This is a genomic window from Thermoanaerobacter uzonensis DSM 18761 (assembly GCF_900129115.1).
GTDB lineage: Bacteria > Bacillota > Thermoanaerobacteria > Thermoanaerobacterales > Thermoanaerobacteraceae > Thermoanaerobacter > Thermoanaerobacter uzonensis.
Window position 1 is genome coordinate 138,293 of record NZ_FQUR01000010.1, and the last position, 17,286, is coordinate 155,578.

Genomic DNA, 17,286 nt, shown 5'->3' on the forward strand with positions numbered 1-17,286 from the left:
GTGAATCGTACTCATTTTGAAAAAGAATTAGAAGAACTTCATTATGATGTCTTAAAAATGGGTAGCCTTGTAGAAGAGGCCATAGCAAATGCCATTGCTTCTCTAGTAAACCATGACACAGAATTAGCTCAGAAAGTTATAGATGACGATGACAGAATAGACAAAATGGAAGTAGAAATCGATAATAAGTGTGCAAAGATTATTGTGACCCAGCAGCCAATTGCAAAAGATTTGAGAATAGTTTTGACGGGCCTTAAAATTGTTACAGATTTGGAAAGAATGGCAGATCATGCAGTAGATATAGCAAAGACTACGTTGAGGATTGCTCATCAAAAGTATATAAAACCTTTAATAGATATTCCGAGAATGGCAGAAATTGTAAGAGAAATGGTTAAAATGTCTTTGGATTCCTATGTACGACAAGATTTAGAGCTGGCGAGAGCTATTGGCGAAAAAGACGATATAGTAGATGCTCTTTACAAACAGGTTTTTAGAGAACTTTTGACATATATGATGGAAGATCCTAGAAACATTGACCAGGCAACACAATTTTTGTTTGTTGCTCGTTATCTCGAAAGAATTGCTGACCATGCAACTAATATATGTGAATGGGTAATTTATCTAGATACCGGTGAACATATAGATTTAAATTGAAATGCAAAAAGCGCTCACTGAAAAAGTGAGCGCTTTTTGCATATTTTTTTTACATTGTGCAAAACATATTTTTAAGAAAAGAAGTTAAGGAGTGATTTTGATGCCATTAAGCTATATTTTGCTTTCTATTACAGGATTGGTCGTTTTGTTCGGATTTGCCCATAGAGTATTAGATAGGATGAAAATGACAGATACATGGGCTTTTTTGGTAATAATTGGGATGATAATAGGGACATTAATACCTAACATTCCTATAACAAAAACCGTGTCTATAAACATAGGTGGAGCTGTTATCCCTATAGCAGTATGTGTGTATCTTTTTTTGAAAGCAGAAAGTACGAGAGAAAGAGTAAATGCAGTTGTAGTATCAATTGTTGCCGGAATAACTGTTTTTATTGCAGGCAGAATACTTCCTGCAGAACCTGAAGCCATGATTATTGAGCCTAAGTATATTTATGGTATTGTTGGAGGTTTAATTGCGTATCTTTTTTCACATTCGAGAAGAAGTGCTTTTATTGCAGGAGTGATGGGGATAATACTGGCAAATGTAATGCAGGCAGTCTCAAACTACCTGACAGGGACAAGAGGAGCCGTTTCTATAGGAGGAGCTGGATTTTTTGATTCGGTAGTTATATCTATGATAATTGCCGTCTTTTTGTCTGAAATAATTGGGGAAACAAGGGAAAAATTGCAAGGAGGTACTTCTAAAAAGCATTTTGAACCTAGGGAGGGTATGGCTAGCAGCTTGGTAGATACTAACAAAAAAGAAGAGGGTGACAAAAATGAACAAAAGAAAGATGAATAGAGCTACAATATTAATCTTATTGGTTATTGGATTTTTATCTTTTGCTATTAGCAGTTATGCAGAAAAGCAGACTGAATTACAACCTGATTATTACACAGTGTATGATGGAAAGACAAATAAAGTGCTTTTCAGAACTGCAATGGAGGTTTATAAAGGGGACAGATATTTATCAGGGGATAATAAATTATATGAAGTGCTTAAAGTGGATAAAAATGAAAGTAAAGCTTATGCAAAGTATTTGCGAACAGAAAAACTTCCAGATGTTAACATAGAAGAAATTTCACAAGCAATGGCAGTAGCAGAAAATACTGGTGAAAAGAGAGTGGCGATATATTCTACCCACAGTGATGAATCATATCTTCCTTCAGATGGTGCTGCAAGTATCAATGGACATGGCGGGATATATAAAGTAGATGCTGCCTTACAAAAAGCTTTAGAGGCAAAAGGAGTCACAGTCAAAGTGGACAGGACTTTGTATCTACCTCATGATGCTATGGCATACAGCCGGTCAAGAACAGGAGCGGTCAAACTTTTGAAGGATTTTAAACCGGACTTACTTTTGGATGTCCATAGAGATGCAGTCCCCTTCCAAGAATATATACGAAAAATTGCAGGGAAGAATGCTACAGGCGTAAGAATTGTCTTAGGACGGAACAACCCTAATTTAAAAGCAAATCAGCAGTTAGCCTATAGGATAAAAGCTATTGCGGATAAGACATATCCAAACATGATCAAGGATGTATTTTTTGGAAAAGGAGATTTTAATCAAGATTTGACTCCAAACTCTTTATTGTTAGAATTTGGTACCTACTCTCATACAAGAGAAAGAGCAGAAGTTTCTGCTTCTTTAATAGCAGACATATTGACTAAAGCACTTTATGGTTCAGATGAGCAAAAACAAGTAGGCACTGTTACAAAAACTCAAAAACCGCTTCCAGGACAAAATAAAGCTGCAGGTACCGGAATATGGGTTTTGATTGGAGTTGTTGTAGTGTCAGCAGTAGCTTTCATGTTTTTGAGTACTGGCGGGCGAGAAATGTATCACAAGTTTTCTAAAGCTACGCGCAAAGAATTTGCAAGTTATTTGGGTAAGTTTAGGCGAAAAAAAGGAGATGAGTCATGAGCATAAATCATGAATTTTATATCAATATTGTGGTTTGTGGAATTGCTTTGGGGACCCTAGCCCGCTTTATATATTTAAGAGTGGACTATAGGCAGTATCCTACTTATCCTCAAGGTTATATGACTCATTTGACCTTAGGGATAATTTCAGCGGCTTTAGGAGCTTTTTCTGTGCCTGCATTAATTGAAAAACAGTACACTGCTGTTACCTTTTTAGCTTTGGCAGCACAACAATTTAAAGAAGTAAGAGAAATAGAGAGAACCAGCTTAGAAAAAATGGAAGCAACAGAATTAGTTCCAAGAGGAGCGGCTTATATAGAAAATATAGCTAAAATTTTTGAAGCAAGAAACTATATTGCTATGGCTGTAGCTGCTCTTACTTCTTTGGCAGTTTATTTTTCTAAAAGTGTTATAATAGGGACGATTGTGGGAGGACTAGCAATTTATTTATCTCGTTATGTAATGAAAATTGCTTATATTAGAGATATTGCCGAAGTTCTTCCTTCAAAGATTGTTTTTAAAGGACCTTTATTGTGCGTTGAGGATGTGGTTTTAGCAGATATAGGTCTAAAAGAAGGAAGAGAAATAATAGAGAAATTCGGAATGGCCGTTGTAATACGACCAAAAGGGTTAGATAGTTTAATTTCCATAAATAACTTAGGAATAAGACAGGCTATTCTCCATGAAGCTGCTAATCAATTGGGATTAAAAATGAATATTGATACTCCTGAATTAGCTCCTCTTACTATGAACAACAATGAAAATGGAGATGTTATTGTAGTTATGGTAGCGATGAAGCCTGATATTGATGCTTTTGTGGAAATTATAAAGAATGTGCCAGCAATTGAAACTGTAAGGAAGTATCCTTCAAAGTCAAGGGGTGCGAGAAAAGCTTTCAATTGAGGTGATAGAATGGAAGTACATGTAACAGGATATATAATAGCTATGGTAGCTTTAAAAGAGGCAAAAGACAATGTTTCAAGTGGTACTGCACCTATCATATATGTAGAAAATGAAGAAGAGCAGCAAAAGCTTTCTATGTATTTAAGCAGAATTTTTAAGGCAGCCGTTCATGATCTTGAAAATGGAGTATTTATTTTAGTTAAACAATATTAGGTGGTATCTATGAAAGTAGTGTATTATAGCTATTATGGGTGCTATTCTTCTTCTATATGTGCATATCTTCATTTAAATGATAAATCCAAAATTGAAAAAGAGGAATTTCTTAAAATCCCTTTTTTGTTTCAAGTTGATTATGGACAAATGAGATTTATTGGGAAAGATAATAATCAAAATGAAGTCTTCATAATAGGAACGAAAAATTTTAGTGAAAATATCAAGAAAACTTTGTATGATTTGATGGAAGTTTTTAAAATAAAAGAAGATATAATTTTTATAGACACTTCCCACTATGATGTAATTTTTTTTAAAGTGCTGATGAATCTAAGAGGTAAGAAAATACTAACACAAACTATAGACAATTTTTTGTATAATTACTATTTGATGAGACACAAGAATATAAAAAGATTTGTAGAGAGATATAAAAAAATACTATGAGGTGGTAGGTTTGTGATTATTGTATATATGTGTTATGGAAGTGCTCACTCTTCTGTTGTAGCTGCTTCTATACACATAGGACTTTTACCTATTGACAGAGTGCCTACTTATGAAGAAATTGTTTCTCTTCCGCATTATGATAAAACTTCCAACGATGAAATTGGCACTCTTTTTTATATGGGTAAGGATGAATTTGGGAACTATGTGTACATTGTCGGTGCGAGAAATGGGCGAGAAATAGTAACAAAAGCTATTTACAGTTTTTTGTCTTTATATGGAATTTCTGAAAAAGATATATTAGTCGTAGATGCACTTCCTACCATAGGACTTACTACAAAGATTGGAGGTATTACGTCAAGGCGCTTAGGAATTATCTTTTTAGGTAGGCCTATAACGGTATATGGCATATTGAAAAAATACAACAATTTCGTAAAATTAGTAACAGATATTAAAACAAAGTTGCAAATAAGGTCTTGACGTATTGATAGGATTAATTCATAATTGAAAAGAGAGGAGTTAATTTAGGAGGAAAAATATGCATAAAATAAATATAAAAGATGTAATAAAAGGAAGTATAGCATGGGATTTAGATATACAAAAAGGAGACAAACTCATTACATTAAACGGAAAAGAAATAATTGATATAATAGATTATCGATATGAAGTGTCAAATGAGTTTATACAATTAGAAATTGAAAAGGCTACAGGAGAAAGATATATTTTTGAAGTGGAAAAAGACTATGATGAGGATTTAGGGTTAGTCTTTGAAGAAGAAATAATTGACAAACCAAAACATTGTAGAAATAAGTGTATTTTTTGCTTTATTGACCAGTTACCTAAAGGAGTCCGCAAATCTCTTTTATTTAAGGATGACGATTATAGGTTTTCCTTTTTACAAGGTAATTTTATTACTATGACTAATATGAGTGAAGAGGAAATTGCCAGGGTAATAAAATATAAGCTCTCTCCCTTATATGTTTCAATTCATGCCACTGATGATGATGTAAGAGTAAGAATGATAAATAACCCGAATGCAAAAGGTATAATGGATAAATTAAAAAAACTTGTTGAGAACGGAATTGAGGTACATGGTCAAATCGTATTATGTCCAGAAATAAATGATGGTAAAATTCTTGATAGAACTATCAAGGATTTGTCGAGTCTATATCCTGGTGTAAAATCAATAGCAGTTGTTCCAGTGGGACTTACAGACCACAGAGAGAAACTTTATAAACTTAGGACATTTACTAAAGAGGAAGCTAAAAATGTAGTCGAACAAGTATCTTCATGGCAAAAGAAATTAAAGAAAGAATTAGGTTCTTCTTTTGTTTTTTTGTCAGATGAGTTTTATGTGATGGCAGGTGTTACTATACCTTCTTATCATCATTACGAGGGATTCCCTCAAATAGAAAATGGCGTGGGACTTATAGCATTGTTTAAACATCAATTTCAAAGGAGTGTAAAAAGATTAAAAGCGAATAAAGGGGAAAATATAAATACCACCTCTTACATTATTGTTACAGGAATAGCTGCCTATAATTTTATGGAAGAAGTAGCGAAAGAATTAAGAAAAACAGGGTTTAATGTGAAAGTGGAGAAGATACACAATGAGTTTTTTGGTCACAATATCACAGTAGCTGGACTTGTGGTGGGGAAAGATATAATAAACCAATTAAAAGGTAAAATAAATGAAGAAGTTTTAGTTATTCCCGATGTCATGTTAAAGGAAAGTTCAAATGTTTTTCTTGATGATACTACTGTTGAAGAAATAGAAAGAAAACTAGGGACAAAAGTTATAGTTTCTGAAGTCGATGGGAAAAAATTTTTACAAAAGATACAGAATGGAAGGTGATAGATATGGCAGGAGCAATGGTAAGTATTGTAGGTAGACCCAATGTGGGTAAATCTACCCTTTTTAATAAAATTATGGGAAAAAGAATTTCTATTGTGGAAGACAAACCAGGAGTTACAAGGGATAGAATATACGGTAATGCAGAGTGGCTGGACAAAAAATTTATATTAGTAGACACAGGAGGATTAGACCCAAATGCTGAAGATATTCTCTTTTCAAAAGTCCGTTTACAAGTGGAAGCAGCAATTGATGCTTCCGACGTAATATTATTTTTAGTTGATGCAAAAGAAGGTTTAATGCCGGAAGATGAAGAAATAGCAAACATTTTAAGAAGAGCAAAAAAGGAAGTTATTTTGGTTTGCAACAAGGTGGACAGTTTTAAAGAAATGCCTCCTACTTATTATGACTTTTTTAGCCTTGGTTTAGGCAATCCCATTCCAATTTCAGCGTCAAATGGGTTGGGTATCGGAGAACTTTTAGACGAAGTAGTAAAAAGATTGCCACAGGAAGAGTTAGAATACACTGAAGAGACAATTAAAATTGCTGTTATTGGCAAACCTAATGTGGGGAAATCCTCACTAGTTAACAAAATATTAGGGGAAGAAAGGGTAATAGTTAGTAACATACCTGGCACTACACGGGATGCAATAGATACTCCTTTTTCAAAAGATGGGAAGAACTATGTTCTTATTGACACAGCAGGGATACGTAGAAAAAGTAGAATTAGTGAATCTATAGAAAGGTACAGCGTACTAAGAGCTTTAGCTGCAATTGAAAGGTCTGATATATGCCTTTTGATGATAGATGCTACAGAAGGTCCAACAGAACAGGACACTAAAATAGCAGGATATGCGTTTGAAAATGGGAAGGGAATCATCATAGTTGTTAATAAATGGGATGCAATAAAAAAAGATAATAATACTGTTAACGAGTATACTAAGATGGTAAGAGAAAAACTATCTTTTATATCATTTGTTCCTATACTATTTATTTCAGCAAAAACAGGGCAAAGAGTACACAGAGTTTTAGAGACTGTAGATAAAGTATGGGAGGAATATAATAAAAGAATTACTACTGGTCTTTTAAATAATGTGCTAAATGAAGCTATGCTTATGTTTCCTCCACCTGCTGATAAGGGCAAACTATTAAAAGTATATTATACTTCACAAGTAGGAATTAAGCCGCCTTCTTTTGTAGTATTTGTTAATGAACCAGAGCTAATGCATTTTTCCTATTTAAGATTTATTGAGAATACGTTAAGACAAAATTTTGGCTTTGAAGGGGTACCTATTGTTATTTCTACTAGAAAAAGAGGAGAAAATTAAAAGGGAAAGGGGGGAAAATATGTACGCTGTTTTGACGGCCATCATTGCTTATTTGATTGGTTGCATAAACAATGCATATATTTTAACAAAATATATGCGAAAAATAGACATTCGCAATTATGGGAGTGGAAATGCAGGAGCTACTAATGTTTTGAGAGTATTAGGATATAAGGCTGCAGCTCCTGTTTTTGCGCTAGATGTGCTAAAAGGAGTAATAGCTGTATTAATCGGTAAATATTTAATGGGTAATACTGGTGCTATGATTGCGGGAATAGCAGTGGTATGCGGTCATAACTGGCCTGTGTTTTTAAAATTTAGAGGTGGAAAAGGAATTGCTACAAGCATTGGAGTTATAATGACCGTAAGCCCTCTTTTAGGGCTCATAGCCTTAGCAATTGGGGTTACAGTAATTGTTTTGACAAAATATGTATCTTTAGGGTCCATAACAGGGACGGTTACTTTTGTGCTTTTAAATACAATCTTTTGGAATTCAACACAAATATTTGTATTTTCACTTATTCTAGCATCTTTAGCAATTTTCCAACATCGTTCCAACATAAAACGTTTGCTGGCGGGAACAGAATCTAAACTTGGACAAAAGACGGAAATAAAATGAGAAAGGAATGTGGTCATGAAAATATCAGTATTAGGGGCGGGAAGTTGGGGAACATCTATAGCGATACACTTAAACCGACTTGGGCATCAAATTACATTGTGGATGAGAGATAAAAATCAATTTGAAGAAATTATGTCTACTCGGCACAATAAAAAATATCTTGATGTTGATATTCCTCAAGAAATTTACATTACAACAGATTTGGAAGAAGCTGCGGAAAATTCATCGATTGTAGTAATTGCAGTACCTTCCCATGCTGTAAGAGATATATCGAAAAAATTAAAAGATGTAATTGATAAAAACTCTATTGTGGTAAATCTTGCAAAGGGAATAGAGACTTCCACTTTAAAAAGAATGTCTGAAGTCATAAAAGAATATTTTTCAAATGATGTAGTTGTTTTGTCAGGTCCTAGTCATGCTGAGGAAGTAGTCAGACAAATTCCTACAGCCTGTGTTTTAGCCTCTTTAAATGTTAAAGCCTGTGAGGTAGTGCAAGATGCCTTTATGGATGAAAACTTTAGGTTATATATAAACAAGGACGTTGTGGGAGTGGAATTAGGAGGGGCATTAAAGAATATTATAGCCTTGGGAGCTGGAATTTCAGACGGGCTTGGATTTGGCGATAATACCAAAGCTGCTCTTATGACAAGAGGTCTTGCGGAAATTACTCGTTTGGGTGTTGCGTTAGGTTCTGATCCGCTGACGTTTTTAGGTTTGGCAGGCGTAGGAGACCTTATTGTCACCTGTACCAGCATGCTTTCGCGAAATAGAAGAGCAGGAATACTTATAGGTAAAGGTAAAAGTTTAGAAGAAACATTAAAAGATATAGGAATGGTAGTAGAAGGAGTTAATACTACAAAATCCGCCTACAAACTTTCTCAAATTCATAAAATAGAAATGCCAATAACTAAAGAAATTTATTCCATTCTTTTTGAGGGTAAAAATCCCTATGAGGCTGTTTATAGTCTTATGACGAGAGATAAAAAACATGAATTGCACGGTATTTGATCTCCGGTTTTCCGGAGATTCAGTTTGTTGACAAAGTAAAAAAATATTCAAAAGGAGATATTTTGTATCGTCGCTCCGATGTTCCAAAGCGACAAAACTAAAACTCGACCTTCAGGTTCCGGCAGGGTACCGGGCACAATCGGCATCCATGCCTTAAGGTGCCCGCCTCCGCCATCCGTGGCTACGGCCCTGCCTCCACCCTCGGTCTTGTTAAGTTTTGTTAACGCTTTGTAACAAGTCGCACCAATTGCAAAATATCTCCTTTACGAAAGTTTGTCTACAGTCTGGATCTCCGGTTTTCCGGAGATTTTATCATATTTCAATATTTTTTACATATAAATGTACTGTTAAAGCATATATATATGAGTGAGAAGAAAAGGATATGGGGATATAAAAAGGAGGGAAATAGGTTGGAAAACTACGATATCTATAAAAATATTGCAGAAAGAACACAAGGGGATATCTACATAGGAGTAGTAGGCCCAGTGAGAACAGGTAAATCGACTTTTATTAAGCGATTTATGGACATATTGGTACTGCCATACATAGAAAATCTTCCCCAAAAAGAGAGAATAAAAGATGAATTGCCACAAAGTGCAGCAGGCAAAACCATAATGACTACTGAGCCTAAATTTGTTCCTGAAAAAGCGGTAGAGATAACAATTAATGAAAACACGAGGTTCAAAGTGAGACTAGTAGATTGTGTAGGATATATGGTTAAAGGCGCACTGGGATACATGGAAGAGGATAAGCCACGTATGGTGTCTACTCCTTGGTATGATTATGAAATACCTTTTGAGGAAGCGGCAGAAATAGGAACAAAAAAAGTCATAAATGACCATTCTACAATAGGATTAGTGATGACCACTGATGGAAGCATAACTGACATACCGCGAGAAAATTATGTAGCAGCAGAAGAAAGGGTAGTAAAAGAATTAAAAGTACTGAATAAACCTTTTATAATAGTGCTAAATACAACTGATCCTCAAAGTCCCGAAACAATTAATTTAGCAAAAGAATTAGAGAAAAAATACGATGTACCTGTTGTTGTTTTAAATGTACTTAAAATGGAAATACCAGACATTCGTGCAATTTTGGAAAAAGTCTTATTTGAATTTCCCATACGAGAGATTGCAATTGATTTGCCTAAATGGGTAGATGCTCTTGATAAAAGTCATTGGCTTAAGCAAAATATAATGGAAACAGTAAAAGAAAACATAAAAGATTTGTTTAGATTAAGAGATATACCTAAGTTAGTTGGTGGTCTTAAAGCAAATGAAAACTTTTCTGAGGTGTTTATAAAGAAGATAACTCCAGGTGAAGGCTGTGCAAATGTTGAAATAAAAACCCAGGAAGGCTTATTCTTTAAGATATTAAGTGATGAAAGCGGACTTGAAATTCAGGGTGATAAAGAATTAATGGCAATGATGAGAGAATTGGCTTATGCAAAAAGACAGTATGATAGAGTTAAAGACGCCTTTTTACAAGCTGAAAAAACAGGTGTAGGAGTAGTACCTGCAAGCCTTGATGACATGAAGTTTGAAAAACCCGAAATAGTAAGGCAAGGCGGGAGATTTGCGGTAAGGCTTAAAGCTTCTGCACCGTCATATCACATATTTAGAACTGATATTACAGCAGAAGTATCGCCAGTTGTAGGAACAGAAAAGCAAAGTGAAGATTTTGTAAAATATTTGACAGAACAGTTTGAGAGCGATCCAGAAAAAATTTGGGAATCCAACATTTTTGGCAAGACCTTGAGTGACCTTGTAAAAGAGGGAATGCAAAACAAGATTGGCGCTATTCCCGAAAACTTAAGTCATAAACTGAGAGATACATTAGAAAGAGTTGTAAATGACAGCGGAGGCGGAATAATCTTTATAATCATTTAACTATTGATTTTTTCTTTTATCTCGTTTATAATAAAAGCTGAACATAGTTTTTTTCTGGGTGTGGCGCAGCTGGTAGCGCGCCAGAATGGGGTTCTGGAGGCCGGGGGTTCAAGTCCCCCCACTCAGACCAGTGAAATTGTAACCGCAAGGCTTTGCGGTTTTCTTTTTTTAGAAATAATACAATTAGAAATCGAAATTTGCAAACATTTTGCAAACATGTCTTTTATATCTTTTCTAACCTGTAGGGGTATCAATTGCTTAAATGGTTTCTTTTTGAATGTCGAGTATTACATGGGAGTAGGTATCCAGCGTGATGTCACTGCTTGTATGCCTTAACCTTTCAGAAAAATAGCATCAACACTACAATATCTTGATACTATCAACTGGTAAAGATAATATATGCAAAATTTTATAAACTGTGGTAATATTGGATTAAAGGATTTTGCATACTTTTGCCAATGAATAGAATTAACTTAAAGGAGGCCAAAAAATGAAAGAAATAAGTAGTGCGCATCTTGTTAAATCTGAAGATCTAAACCATCACGGAACACTTTTTGCTGGAAGAATAGCTGAATGGTTTGTAGAAGCCTGTTTTATAGCTGCCTGTGACCTTATAAAAAAGCCTGAAAACATTGTTTGCCTAAAAATACATGGCCTTGAATTTAGAAAGAGTGCGATGAAAGGAGATATTATAAAAATAAAATCTCGTGTAGTTTTAACTGGAAGGTCTAGTTTAAAAACTTATGCTAAAATATATAAAAATGATGAAGTTGAGCCTATATTAGAAGGCTTTGCTACTTTTGTTCATGTAGATGAGAATGGAAGGCCAGCGCCGCATAATGTTACCTTACCTGAGCCTGAAAGTGAAGAAGAGAGAATACTTAGGGAAAGGGCAAAACAAATTATCTAGGAGGGATGCTTATGCTCAGTCATATGGTGGTGATGTTATGAAAATTCTCATAGCTCCCGATAAATTCAAAGGAAGTTTATCTGCATTTGAGGTTGCAAATAACATAGAAAAAGGAATTTTAAAGGTTTTCCCAAAAGCCGTTATCGAGAAAGTCCCTATGGCAGATGGTGGCGAAGGGACTGTTGAATCATTAGTTGATGCAACTGGAGGAAAAATAATAAAGACAAATGTAAAGGATCCTCTATTTAGAGATATTGAAAGCTTTTATGGAATATTAGGTGATGGCAAAACAGCAGTTATAGAAATGGCTGCTGCCTCAGGACTTTATCTTTTGAAGGATTATGAGAGAAACCCCATGATTACAACAACATATGGAACCGGTCAGCTTATAAAACACGCTTTAGATAAAGGCTGTAGGAAATTTATTATAGCAATAGGTGGAAGCGCAACAAACGATGGTGGTACTGGTATGGCAACAGCGTTAGGAGTTAAATTTTATGATAAAGATGGTAGAGAAATAGGTCTTGGAGGAGGAGAACTTTCCAAAATTTACTCAATAGATATTTCAAATCTTGATGAGAGACTAAAGGAATGTGAGTTTATCGTAGCTTGCGACGTAGCAAATCCTTTAATTGGAGAAAATGGCGCATCAAGAGTTTACGGTCCCCAAAAGGGCGCTACAAAAGAGATGGTAGAAGTTTTAGATAAAAACCTTGAACATTATGGTGAACTTTTAGAAAAGTATTTTAATAAAAAAATAATAGATGTAGAAGGTTCAGGTGCTGCAGGTGGCTTAGCCGCAGGACTTATGGCATTTTTAAATGCGCAGTTAAAAAGTGGTATAGAAATAATTATTGAGACATTAAAACTTGAAGAAAAAATAAAAGAAGCTGATATAGTAATTTCCGGTGAGGGAAAAATAGATTTCCAAACAGCGTTTGGGAAAACAATTTCAGGAATAGCTAAATTGTGCAAAAAGTATAATAAACCACTTATTGTAATAGCGGGAACAGTTGAAGATATAGAAAAACTTTATGAGATTGGAGTTAGCAGCATTTTTTCAACTATGGAAAAACCAATGTCTCTTGAAGATGCCATAAAAAACGCACCAACATTGTTAGAAAAATCCACTGAGAGAATTTTTAGGTTAATCAAAGCCCTAAAGGCTTAAAAAGTTGAAAAAAGGAGAGGTGGACTTCTCACCTCTCCTTTTTTCAACTTTTTAAGAAATGTAGAGATGGGAAGTGGCATAGTGCAAAAAATTTTATAATCATTAAAAAAATATTGAAAAGCGATAAATATTAATGATATAATATTCTATGTATTCAGATTTTACATATTGTATAACACTTTTAATGAAAGGATGAAAATAAATGAAAACCATAATAAACACCGACGCAGCCCCTAAAGCTATTGGACCATATTCGCAAGCTGTAATGATAGACAGCTTTTTGTACGCATCAGGACAAATAGCAATTGATCCTGCTACAGGAGAATTTGTAGAAGGAGGTATTGAAGCGCAGACGGAAAGGGTTTTAGAGAACATAAAAGCGATTTTAAAAGCTGCCGGAATGGACCTTAATAATGTTATAAAGACAACTGTATTTGTCACTAACATAGGGGATTTTGCAAAAATTAATGAGATTTATGGAAGGTATTTTAAAGATAATCCACCTGCCCGTTCTTTAGTTGAAGTAAAAAGTCTTCCTAAGGGTGCTCTTATAGAAATAGAAGTCGTTGCTCATAGATAAATTTTTCTCTTTTTTTAAAGAATTATTAAACGATTACAAGCTGGGGAAATAAAAATAGGAGGGTGTTTTTTTATGTATGATGATTTAACGAAAATGGCAGAACCTTATAAAATCAAAATGGTAGAGCCACTTAAGATAACAACTCGAGAAGAGCGCATAAAGCTTATTAAAGAGGCAGGATACAATCTCTTTCTGTTAAAGTCAGATGATGTATATATTGACCTTTTGACTGACAGTGGTACTTCTGCCATGAGTGATTACCAATGGGCTGGCATAATGCTGGGGGATGAATCCTATGCGGGAAGTAGAAATTATTTGCACCTTTGTAAAGTAGTTAAAGATATTTTTGGATACAACTACGTTGTTCCAACTCATCAAGGTCGCGGTGCTGAAAAGGTTTTATTTCCATTGTTAATTAAAAAAGGACAATATATATTGGGAAATATGCATTTTGATACTACAAAAGCTCACATAGAATTAGCAGAGGGCATTGCAGTAGACATGGTGATAAAAGAAGCAGAAGACACAGAAAATTATCATCCTTTTAAAGGTAATTTTGACCTCGAAGCTTTAGAAAATTTCATAAAAGACAAAAAGCCAGAAAATATAGCATTTATTTTGGCAACTGTTACTTGTAACAGTGCTGGTGGACAACCTGTTTCCATGGAGAACATCAAAGAAGTGCGGAGAATAGCGGATAAATACGGATTAAAGCTTTTCTTTGATGCGGCCAGATTTGCAGAAAACGCTTATTTTATAAAACAGAGAGAAAAGGGATATGAGAACAAATCTATTAAAGAAATAGTGAGAGAGATGTTTTCTTATGGAGATGGTTTTACAATGTCTGCGAAAAAAGATGCACTGGTAAATATTGGTGGAATTATTGCCATAAAAGATGATGAAGAACTTTTCACCAATGTCAAGACAATGCTCATTCCTATGGAAGGGTTTGTAACATACGGTGGCCTTGCTGGTAGAGATATGGAAGCTATGGCAAGAGGGCTTGAAGAAGTCCTAGATGAAAATTATTTAGCATGGCGAATTAATCAGGTAAAGTATTTGGGTGGCAAACTAAGAGATGCAGGGATACCGATTCAATACCCAACAGGAGGACATGCTGTTTTCATAGATGGCAAAAAGTTTTTGCCTCATGTACCCCAAGAACAATTTCCTTCCCATGCAATTTGCGTAGAGCTTTATATAGAAGCTGGTATTCGTGCAGTAGAAGTAGGAGCATTGCTTGCTGGCCGTGACCCTGTTACTAAAAAAGAGATACTTCCAAAATTAGATTTTGTGCGCCTTACAATTCCAAGGAGAGTTTACACTAACAGCCATATGGATGTTATAGCAGAAGCTGTAAAAAGAGTTTATGCAAGAAGAGATAAAATAAAAGGATATAGATTTACTTATGAGCCGCCAATATTAAGGCATTTTACTGCGAGATTAGAACCGGTAGAGTAAACATAAAGGAGATGGCATTTTGCCAATCTCCTTACAGACTGTAGACAAACTTTCGTAAAGGAGATATTTTGCATAAGGAGTGACTTGTTACAAAGCGATAACAAAACTTAGTAAGACCGAGGGTGGAGGCAGGGCCGAAGCCATGGATGGCGAAGGCGGGCACCTTAAGGCAAGGAGGCCGATTGTGCCCGGTACCCTGCCGGAGCCTGAAGGTCGAGCTTTAGTTTTGTCGCTTTGGAACATCGGAGTGACGATGCAAAATATCTCCTTTGAAGATTTTTTAACTTTGTCAACAAACTGAAAGGAGATGGCATTTTGCCAATCTCCTTAATTTGTCTATAAAAATATTGAAAACTGTGATAAAATGAATATATGCATAAATTTGTAGAAGGAAAATCGGCATTTATATAGAATATATTGATAAGGTGAGAGATGTGAAAAGGTTAGCTAAAATTATAGTTATATTATTGGTGATAGTTTACATAAGTAAAGTAGGGATAACGACTTTTGCAAACAAAAATGAAACTACAGTAGTGACTTATGGAAGTATTTCAATAGCCTTTAATGCCCAAGGATATGTTATAAAGAATGAAATGTTGATAAATGCTCCTTTCGATGGCAAAATAAAAAAACTTGTACAAAGTGGAGAAAAAATTCCGAAAGGTACTCCTATTGTGGAAGTTTATTCTGCCGATTTTGATGAAGAAAAACTACATCAATTAGAGGAGATAGATAGAAAACTAAAAAATCAGGATACTAATATACCTTTTTATTCAGATATTCAAAAATTAGACAACATAATAAAAAAAGAAGAGCAAAATTATCAAAATGCGATACAACAGGGTAGGCCTAATGCAGATAAAATACAAAAAAGGATTGAAGACTTAAAAGCCAAAAAAGAAGAAATTTTAAGTAAAGGGCCAATAATACTTCAAAAGATTGAAAGCTTAAAAGAGCAAAAGGAGTATTTAGAAAAATATGTAGAAAAAAATATGATTACTGTAAATTCACCAGAATCAGGAATTGTAAGTTACTATTTCGATGGCAGTGAGAATATTCTAAATGAAAGAAATATGTTCAATTTAAATCCGACACAGCTTGAAAATTTAAACTTTCAATCCAAAGAAATTAGCACAGAAGTAAAAGGAGATTACCCTTTTGTAAAAATAGTGGATAATTTGGAGTGGTATTTAGCGTTGGTTTTAAATGAAAAACAACAGGACTTATTAAAAGAAGATAGTAATGTGAAAATTTTGATTGATAATTATGGTGGTGAATTGCGGGGAAAAGTTATAAAAACCTACAAAGGTGACGATAAATTATATATAGGAATAATTGAGATGATAGATGAATATCCCGATTTTTATAAAACCTCTAAAATAGATGTTAAAATTAAAGTTAAAGAGTACAATGGACTTAAAATACCTCTTTCTTCTATTGTACAAAAAGAAGGAAAAGAAGGAGTTTTTGTAATAAAAAATGGCAAAGTTCCTACTTTTAAAGAAGTAGTAATAAAGGCTACAGATGGCAAATATGCGATTGTAGAAAGCGTTGATAAAACATCTGGGTTAAAAGCGTATGACGAAATAGCGGTAAATGGAGAGGATTACTTGAGCAAATAAGGGGGGATAAATACGACTATATGTGAAAATATAAGAAAGATAAAAGAAAACATAAAAGAGCATGCATTAAAGGTAAATAGAAATCCGGAGGAAATATTAATTGTGGCAGCTACTAAAACTTTCGGTGTTGAAACTATAAAAGAGGCTATTGCTTGTGGAATAACTGACATAGGTGAGAATAAGGTTCAAGAGTTAAATGAAAAGTATCCTTATTTAAAAAATGAGGTAGAATTTCACTTTATAGGACATTTACAGACAAACAAAGTGAAATACATTATTGACAAAGTTAAGTTGATACATTCTTTAGATAGTATCAAACTGGCAGAAGAAATAGACAAAAGGGCTAAACAAAAAAGTCTCATAATAGATTGTTTGGTGGAAATCAATATTGGTGGAGAGGAAAGTAAATATGGAATTCCTCCTGAAGAAATGCATAATTTTGTTAAAGAAATGGGAAAATATGATAATATAAGAATTAGAGGGCTTATGACAATAGCTCCTTACCTTCCACCAGAAGAGGTAAGACCCTATTTTAGGAAGATGAAAAAGCTATTTGAAGAGCTAAAAGAAATTAAGCAACATAATGTACAAGTAGAATTTTTGTCAATGGGCATGTCCAATGACTATTGGGTAGCAGTTGAAGAAGGGGCGAATATTGTTAGAATTGGCACTTCTATTTTTGGGCAAAGACAATATAATGTGGAGGGATAATTA

The 17,286-nt window shown here is 34.4% G+C and carries 19 protein-coding genes and 1 tRNA gene; all 20 read left to right on the plus strand.

All coding sequences use genetic code 11. The annotated features are described in order from the left end of the window. The 20 genes from phoU to BUB32_RS06575 all read left to right on the plus strand — a co-directional run bounded on the left by phoU (position 1) and on the right by BUB32_RS06575 (position 17,283). On the plus strand, positions 1–654 hold the full coding sequence (phoU, locus tag BUB32_RS06480; protein ID WP_072968469.1) for a phosphate signaling complex protein PhoU: 654 nt from the start codon (positions 1–3) through the stop codon (positions 652–654). Positions 655–754: 100 nt separating this feature from the next. Then, positions 755–1,459, plus strand: a complete 705-nt coding sequence (locus BUB32_RS06485) for a DUF1614 domain-containing protein (protein ID WP_072968470.1) — start codon at positions 755–757, stop codon at positions 1,457–1,459. Continuing rightward, complete coding sequence (gene spoIIP, locus BUB32_RS06490; protein ID WP_072968471.1) at positions 1,437–2,582, plus strand: stage II sporulation protein P; 1,146 nt, start codon at positions 1,437–1,439, stop codon at positions 2,580–2,582. Before BUB32_RS06485 ends, spoIIP begins: the two co-directional genes overlap by 23 nt. Continuing rightward, positions 2,579–3,484 carry a YIEGIA family protein gene (locus BUB32_RS06495; protein ID WP_072968473.1) on the plus strand — a complete coding sequence of 302 codons (906 nt, stop codon included), beginning with the start codon at positions 2,579–2,581 and terminating at the stop codon, positions 3,482–3,484. Before spoIIP ends, BUB32_RS06495 begins: the two co-directional genes overlap by 4 nt. A gap of 9 nt (positions 3,485–3,493) precedes the next feature. After that, on the plus strand, positions 3,494–3,697 hold the full coding sequence (locus BUB32_RS06500; RefSeq protein ID WP_072968475.1) for a capping complex subunit for YIEGIA: 204 nt from the start codon (positions 3,494–3,496) through the stop codon (positions 3,695–3,697). A 9-nt stretch (positions 3,698–3,706) separates the two neighbouring features. Beyond that, positions 3,707–4,138, plus strand: coding sequence for a DUF3189 family protein (locus tag BUB32_RS06505; RefSeq protein WP_072968476.1), 432 nt, complete (start codon positions 3,707–3,709; stop codon positions 4,136–4,138). A gap of 12 nt (positions 4,139–4,150) precedes the next feature. Continuing rightward, on the plus strand, positions 4,151–4,615 hold the full coding sequence (locus tag BUB32_RS06510; protein WP_003867953.1) for a DUF3189 family protein: 465 nt from the start codon (positions 4,151–4,153) through the stop codon (positions 4,613–4,615). A 58-nt stretch (positions 4,616–4,673) separates the two neighbouring features. Next, complete coding sequence (locus BUB32_RS06515) at positions 4,674–5,990, plus strand: DUF512 domain-containing protein (protein WP_072968479.1); 1,317 nt, start codon at positions 4,674–4,676, stop codon at positions 5,988–5,990. A gap of 5 nt (positions 5,991–5,995) precedes the next feature. Continuing rightward, a complete protein-coding gene (der, locus tag BUB32_RS06520; RefSeq protein WP_072968481.1) occupies positions 5,996–7,315 on the plus strand; it encodes a ribosome biogenesis GTPase Der in 1,320 nt (439 codons plus the stop codon). A gap of 19 nt (positions 7,316–7,334) precedes the next feature. Beyond that, on the plus strand, positions 7,335–7,931 hold the full coding sequence (gene plsY / locus BUB32_RS06525; RefSeq protein ID WP_072968565.1) for a glycerol-3-phosphate 1-O-acyltransferase PlsY: 597 nt from the start codon (positions 7,335–7,337) through the stop codon (positions 7,929–7,931). Between the two features lie 15 nt (positions 7,932–7,946). Beyond that, positions 7,947–8,939, plus strand: coding sequence for an NAD(P)H-dependent glycerol-3-phosphate dehydrogenase (locus tag BUB32_RS06530; protein ID WP_072968483.1), 993 nt, complete (start codon positions 7,947–7,949; stop codon positions 8,937–8,939). Between the two features lie 410 nt (positions 8,940–9,349). Then, a complete protein-coding gene (spoIVA, locus tag BUB32_RS06535; protein ID WP_072968486.1) occupies positions 9,350–10,828 on the plus strand; it encodes a stage IV sporulation protein A in 1,479 nt (492 codons plus the stop codon). 54 nt (positions 10,829–10,882) lie between these two features. Further along, positions 10,883–10,958, plus strand: a tRNA-Pro gene (locus tag BUB32_RS06540). Positions 10,959–11,318: 360 nt separating this feature from the next. After that, the gene (locus BUB32_RS06545) at positions 11,319–11,738 is read left to right on the plus strand and encodes an acyl-CoA thioesterase (protein WP_072968487.1); all 420 of its coding nucleotides are present in this window, start codon (positions 11,319–11,321) and stop codon (positions 11,736–11,738) included. A 37-nt stretch (positions 11,739–11,775) separates the two neighbouring features. Further along, positions 11,776–12,909, plus strand: coding sequence for a glycerate kinase (locus BUB32_RS06550; protein WP_072968489.1), 1,134 nt, complete (start codon positions 11,776–11,778; stop codon positions 12,907–12,909). A 202-nt stretch (positions 12,910–13,111) separates the two neighbouring features. Next, on the plus strand, positions 13,112–13,489 hold the full coding sequence (locus tag BUB32_RS06555) for a RidA family protein (RefSeq protein ID WP_072968491.1): 378 nt from the start codon (positions 13,112–13,114) through the stop codon (positions 13,487–13,489). A 72-nt stretch (positions 13,490–13,561) separates the two neighbouring features. Next, positions 13,562–14,950, plus strand: coding sequence for a tryptophanase (locus BUB32_RS06560; RefSeq protein WP_072968494.1), 1,389 nt, complete (start codon positions 13,562–13,564; stop codon positions 14,948–14,950). A gap of 142 nt (positions 14,951–15,092) precedes the next feature. Next, positions 15,093–15,251, plus strand: a complete 159-nt coding sequence (locus BUB32_RS12960) for a hypothetical protein (RefSeq protein ID WP_200773860.1) — start codon at positions 15,093–15,095, stop codon at positions 15,249–15,251. A 133-nt stretch (positions 15,252–15,384) separates the two neighbouring features. Further along, positions 15,385–16,572: a biotin/lipoyl attachment domain-containing protein gene (locus tag BUB32_RS06570; protein WP_072968498.1), complete on the plus strand. Its 1,188-nt coding sequence runs from the start codon at positions 15,385–15,387 to the stop codon at positions 16,570–16,572. 6 nt (positions 16,573–16,578) lie between these two features. Beyond that, positions 16,579–17,283: a YggS family pyridoxal phosphate-dependent enzyme gene (locus BUB32_RS06575; RefSeq protein ID WP_200773862.1), complete on the plus strand. Its 705-nt coding sequence runs from the start codon at positions 16,579–16,581 to the stop codon at positions 17,281–17,283. Positions 17,284–17,286 lie beyond the last annotated feature (3 nt).

Bases quoted from the DNA above. Each gene is read 5' to 3' on its own strand.
- BUB32_RS06550 (WP_072968489.1), top strand. From the start codon at position 11,776: ATGAAAATTCTCATAGCTCCCGATAAATTCAAAGGAAGTTTATCTGCA.
- BUB32_RS06500 (WP_072968475.1), top strand. From the start codon at position 3,494: ATGGAAGTACATGTAACAGGATATATAATAGCTATGGTAGCTTTAAAA.
- BUB32_RS06555 (WP_072968491.1), top strand. From the start codon at position 13,112: ATGAAAACCATAATAAACACCGACGCAGCCCCTAAAGCTATTGGACCA.
- BUB32_RS06515 (WP_072968479.1), top strand. From the start codon at position 4,674: ATGCATAAAATAAATATAAAAGATGTAATAAAAGGAAGTATAGCATGG.
- BUB32_RS06560 (WP_072968494.1), top strand. From the start codon at position 13,562: ATGTATGATGATTTAACGAAAATGGCAGAACCTTATAAAATCAAAATG.
- BUB32_RS06530 (WP_072968483.1), top strand. From the start codon at position 7,947: ATGAAAATATCAGTATTAGGGGCGGGAAGTTGGGGAACATCTATAGCG.
- BUB32_RS06505 (WP_072968476.1), top strand. From the start codon at position 3,707: ATGAAAGTAGTGTATTATAGCTATTATGGGTGCTATTCTTCTTCTATA.
- BUB32_RS06545 (WP_072968487.1), top strand. From the start codon at position 11,319: ATGAAAGAAATAAGTAGTGCGCATCTTGTTAAATCTGAAGATCTAAAC.
- plsY (WP_072968565.1), top strand. From the start codon at position 7,335: ATGTACGCTGTTTTGACGGCCATCATTGCTTATTTGATTGGTTGCATA.
- BUB32_RS12960 (WP_200773860.1), top strand. From the start codon at position 15,093: ATGGATGGCGAAGGCGGGCACCTTAAGGCAAGGAGGCCGATTGTGCCC.
- der (WP_072968481.1), top strand. From the start codon at position 5,996: ATGGCAGGAGCAATGGTAAGTATTGTAGGTAGACCCAATGTGGGTAAA.
- BUB32_RS06485 (WP_072968470.1), top strand. From the start codon at position 755: ATGCCATTAAGCTATATTTTGCTTTCTATTACAGGATTGGTCGTTTTG.
- spoIIP (WP_072968471.1), top strand. From the start codon at position 1,437: ATGAACAAAAGAAAGATGAATAGAGCTACAATATTAATCTTATTGGTT.
- BUB32_RS06495 (WP_072968473.1), top strand. From the start codon at position 2,579: ATGAGCATAAATCATGAATTTTATATCAATATTGTGGTTTGTGGAATT.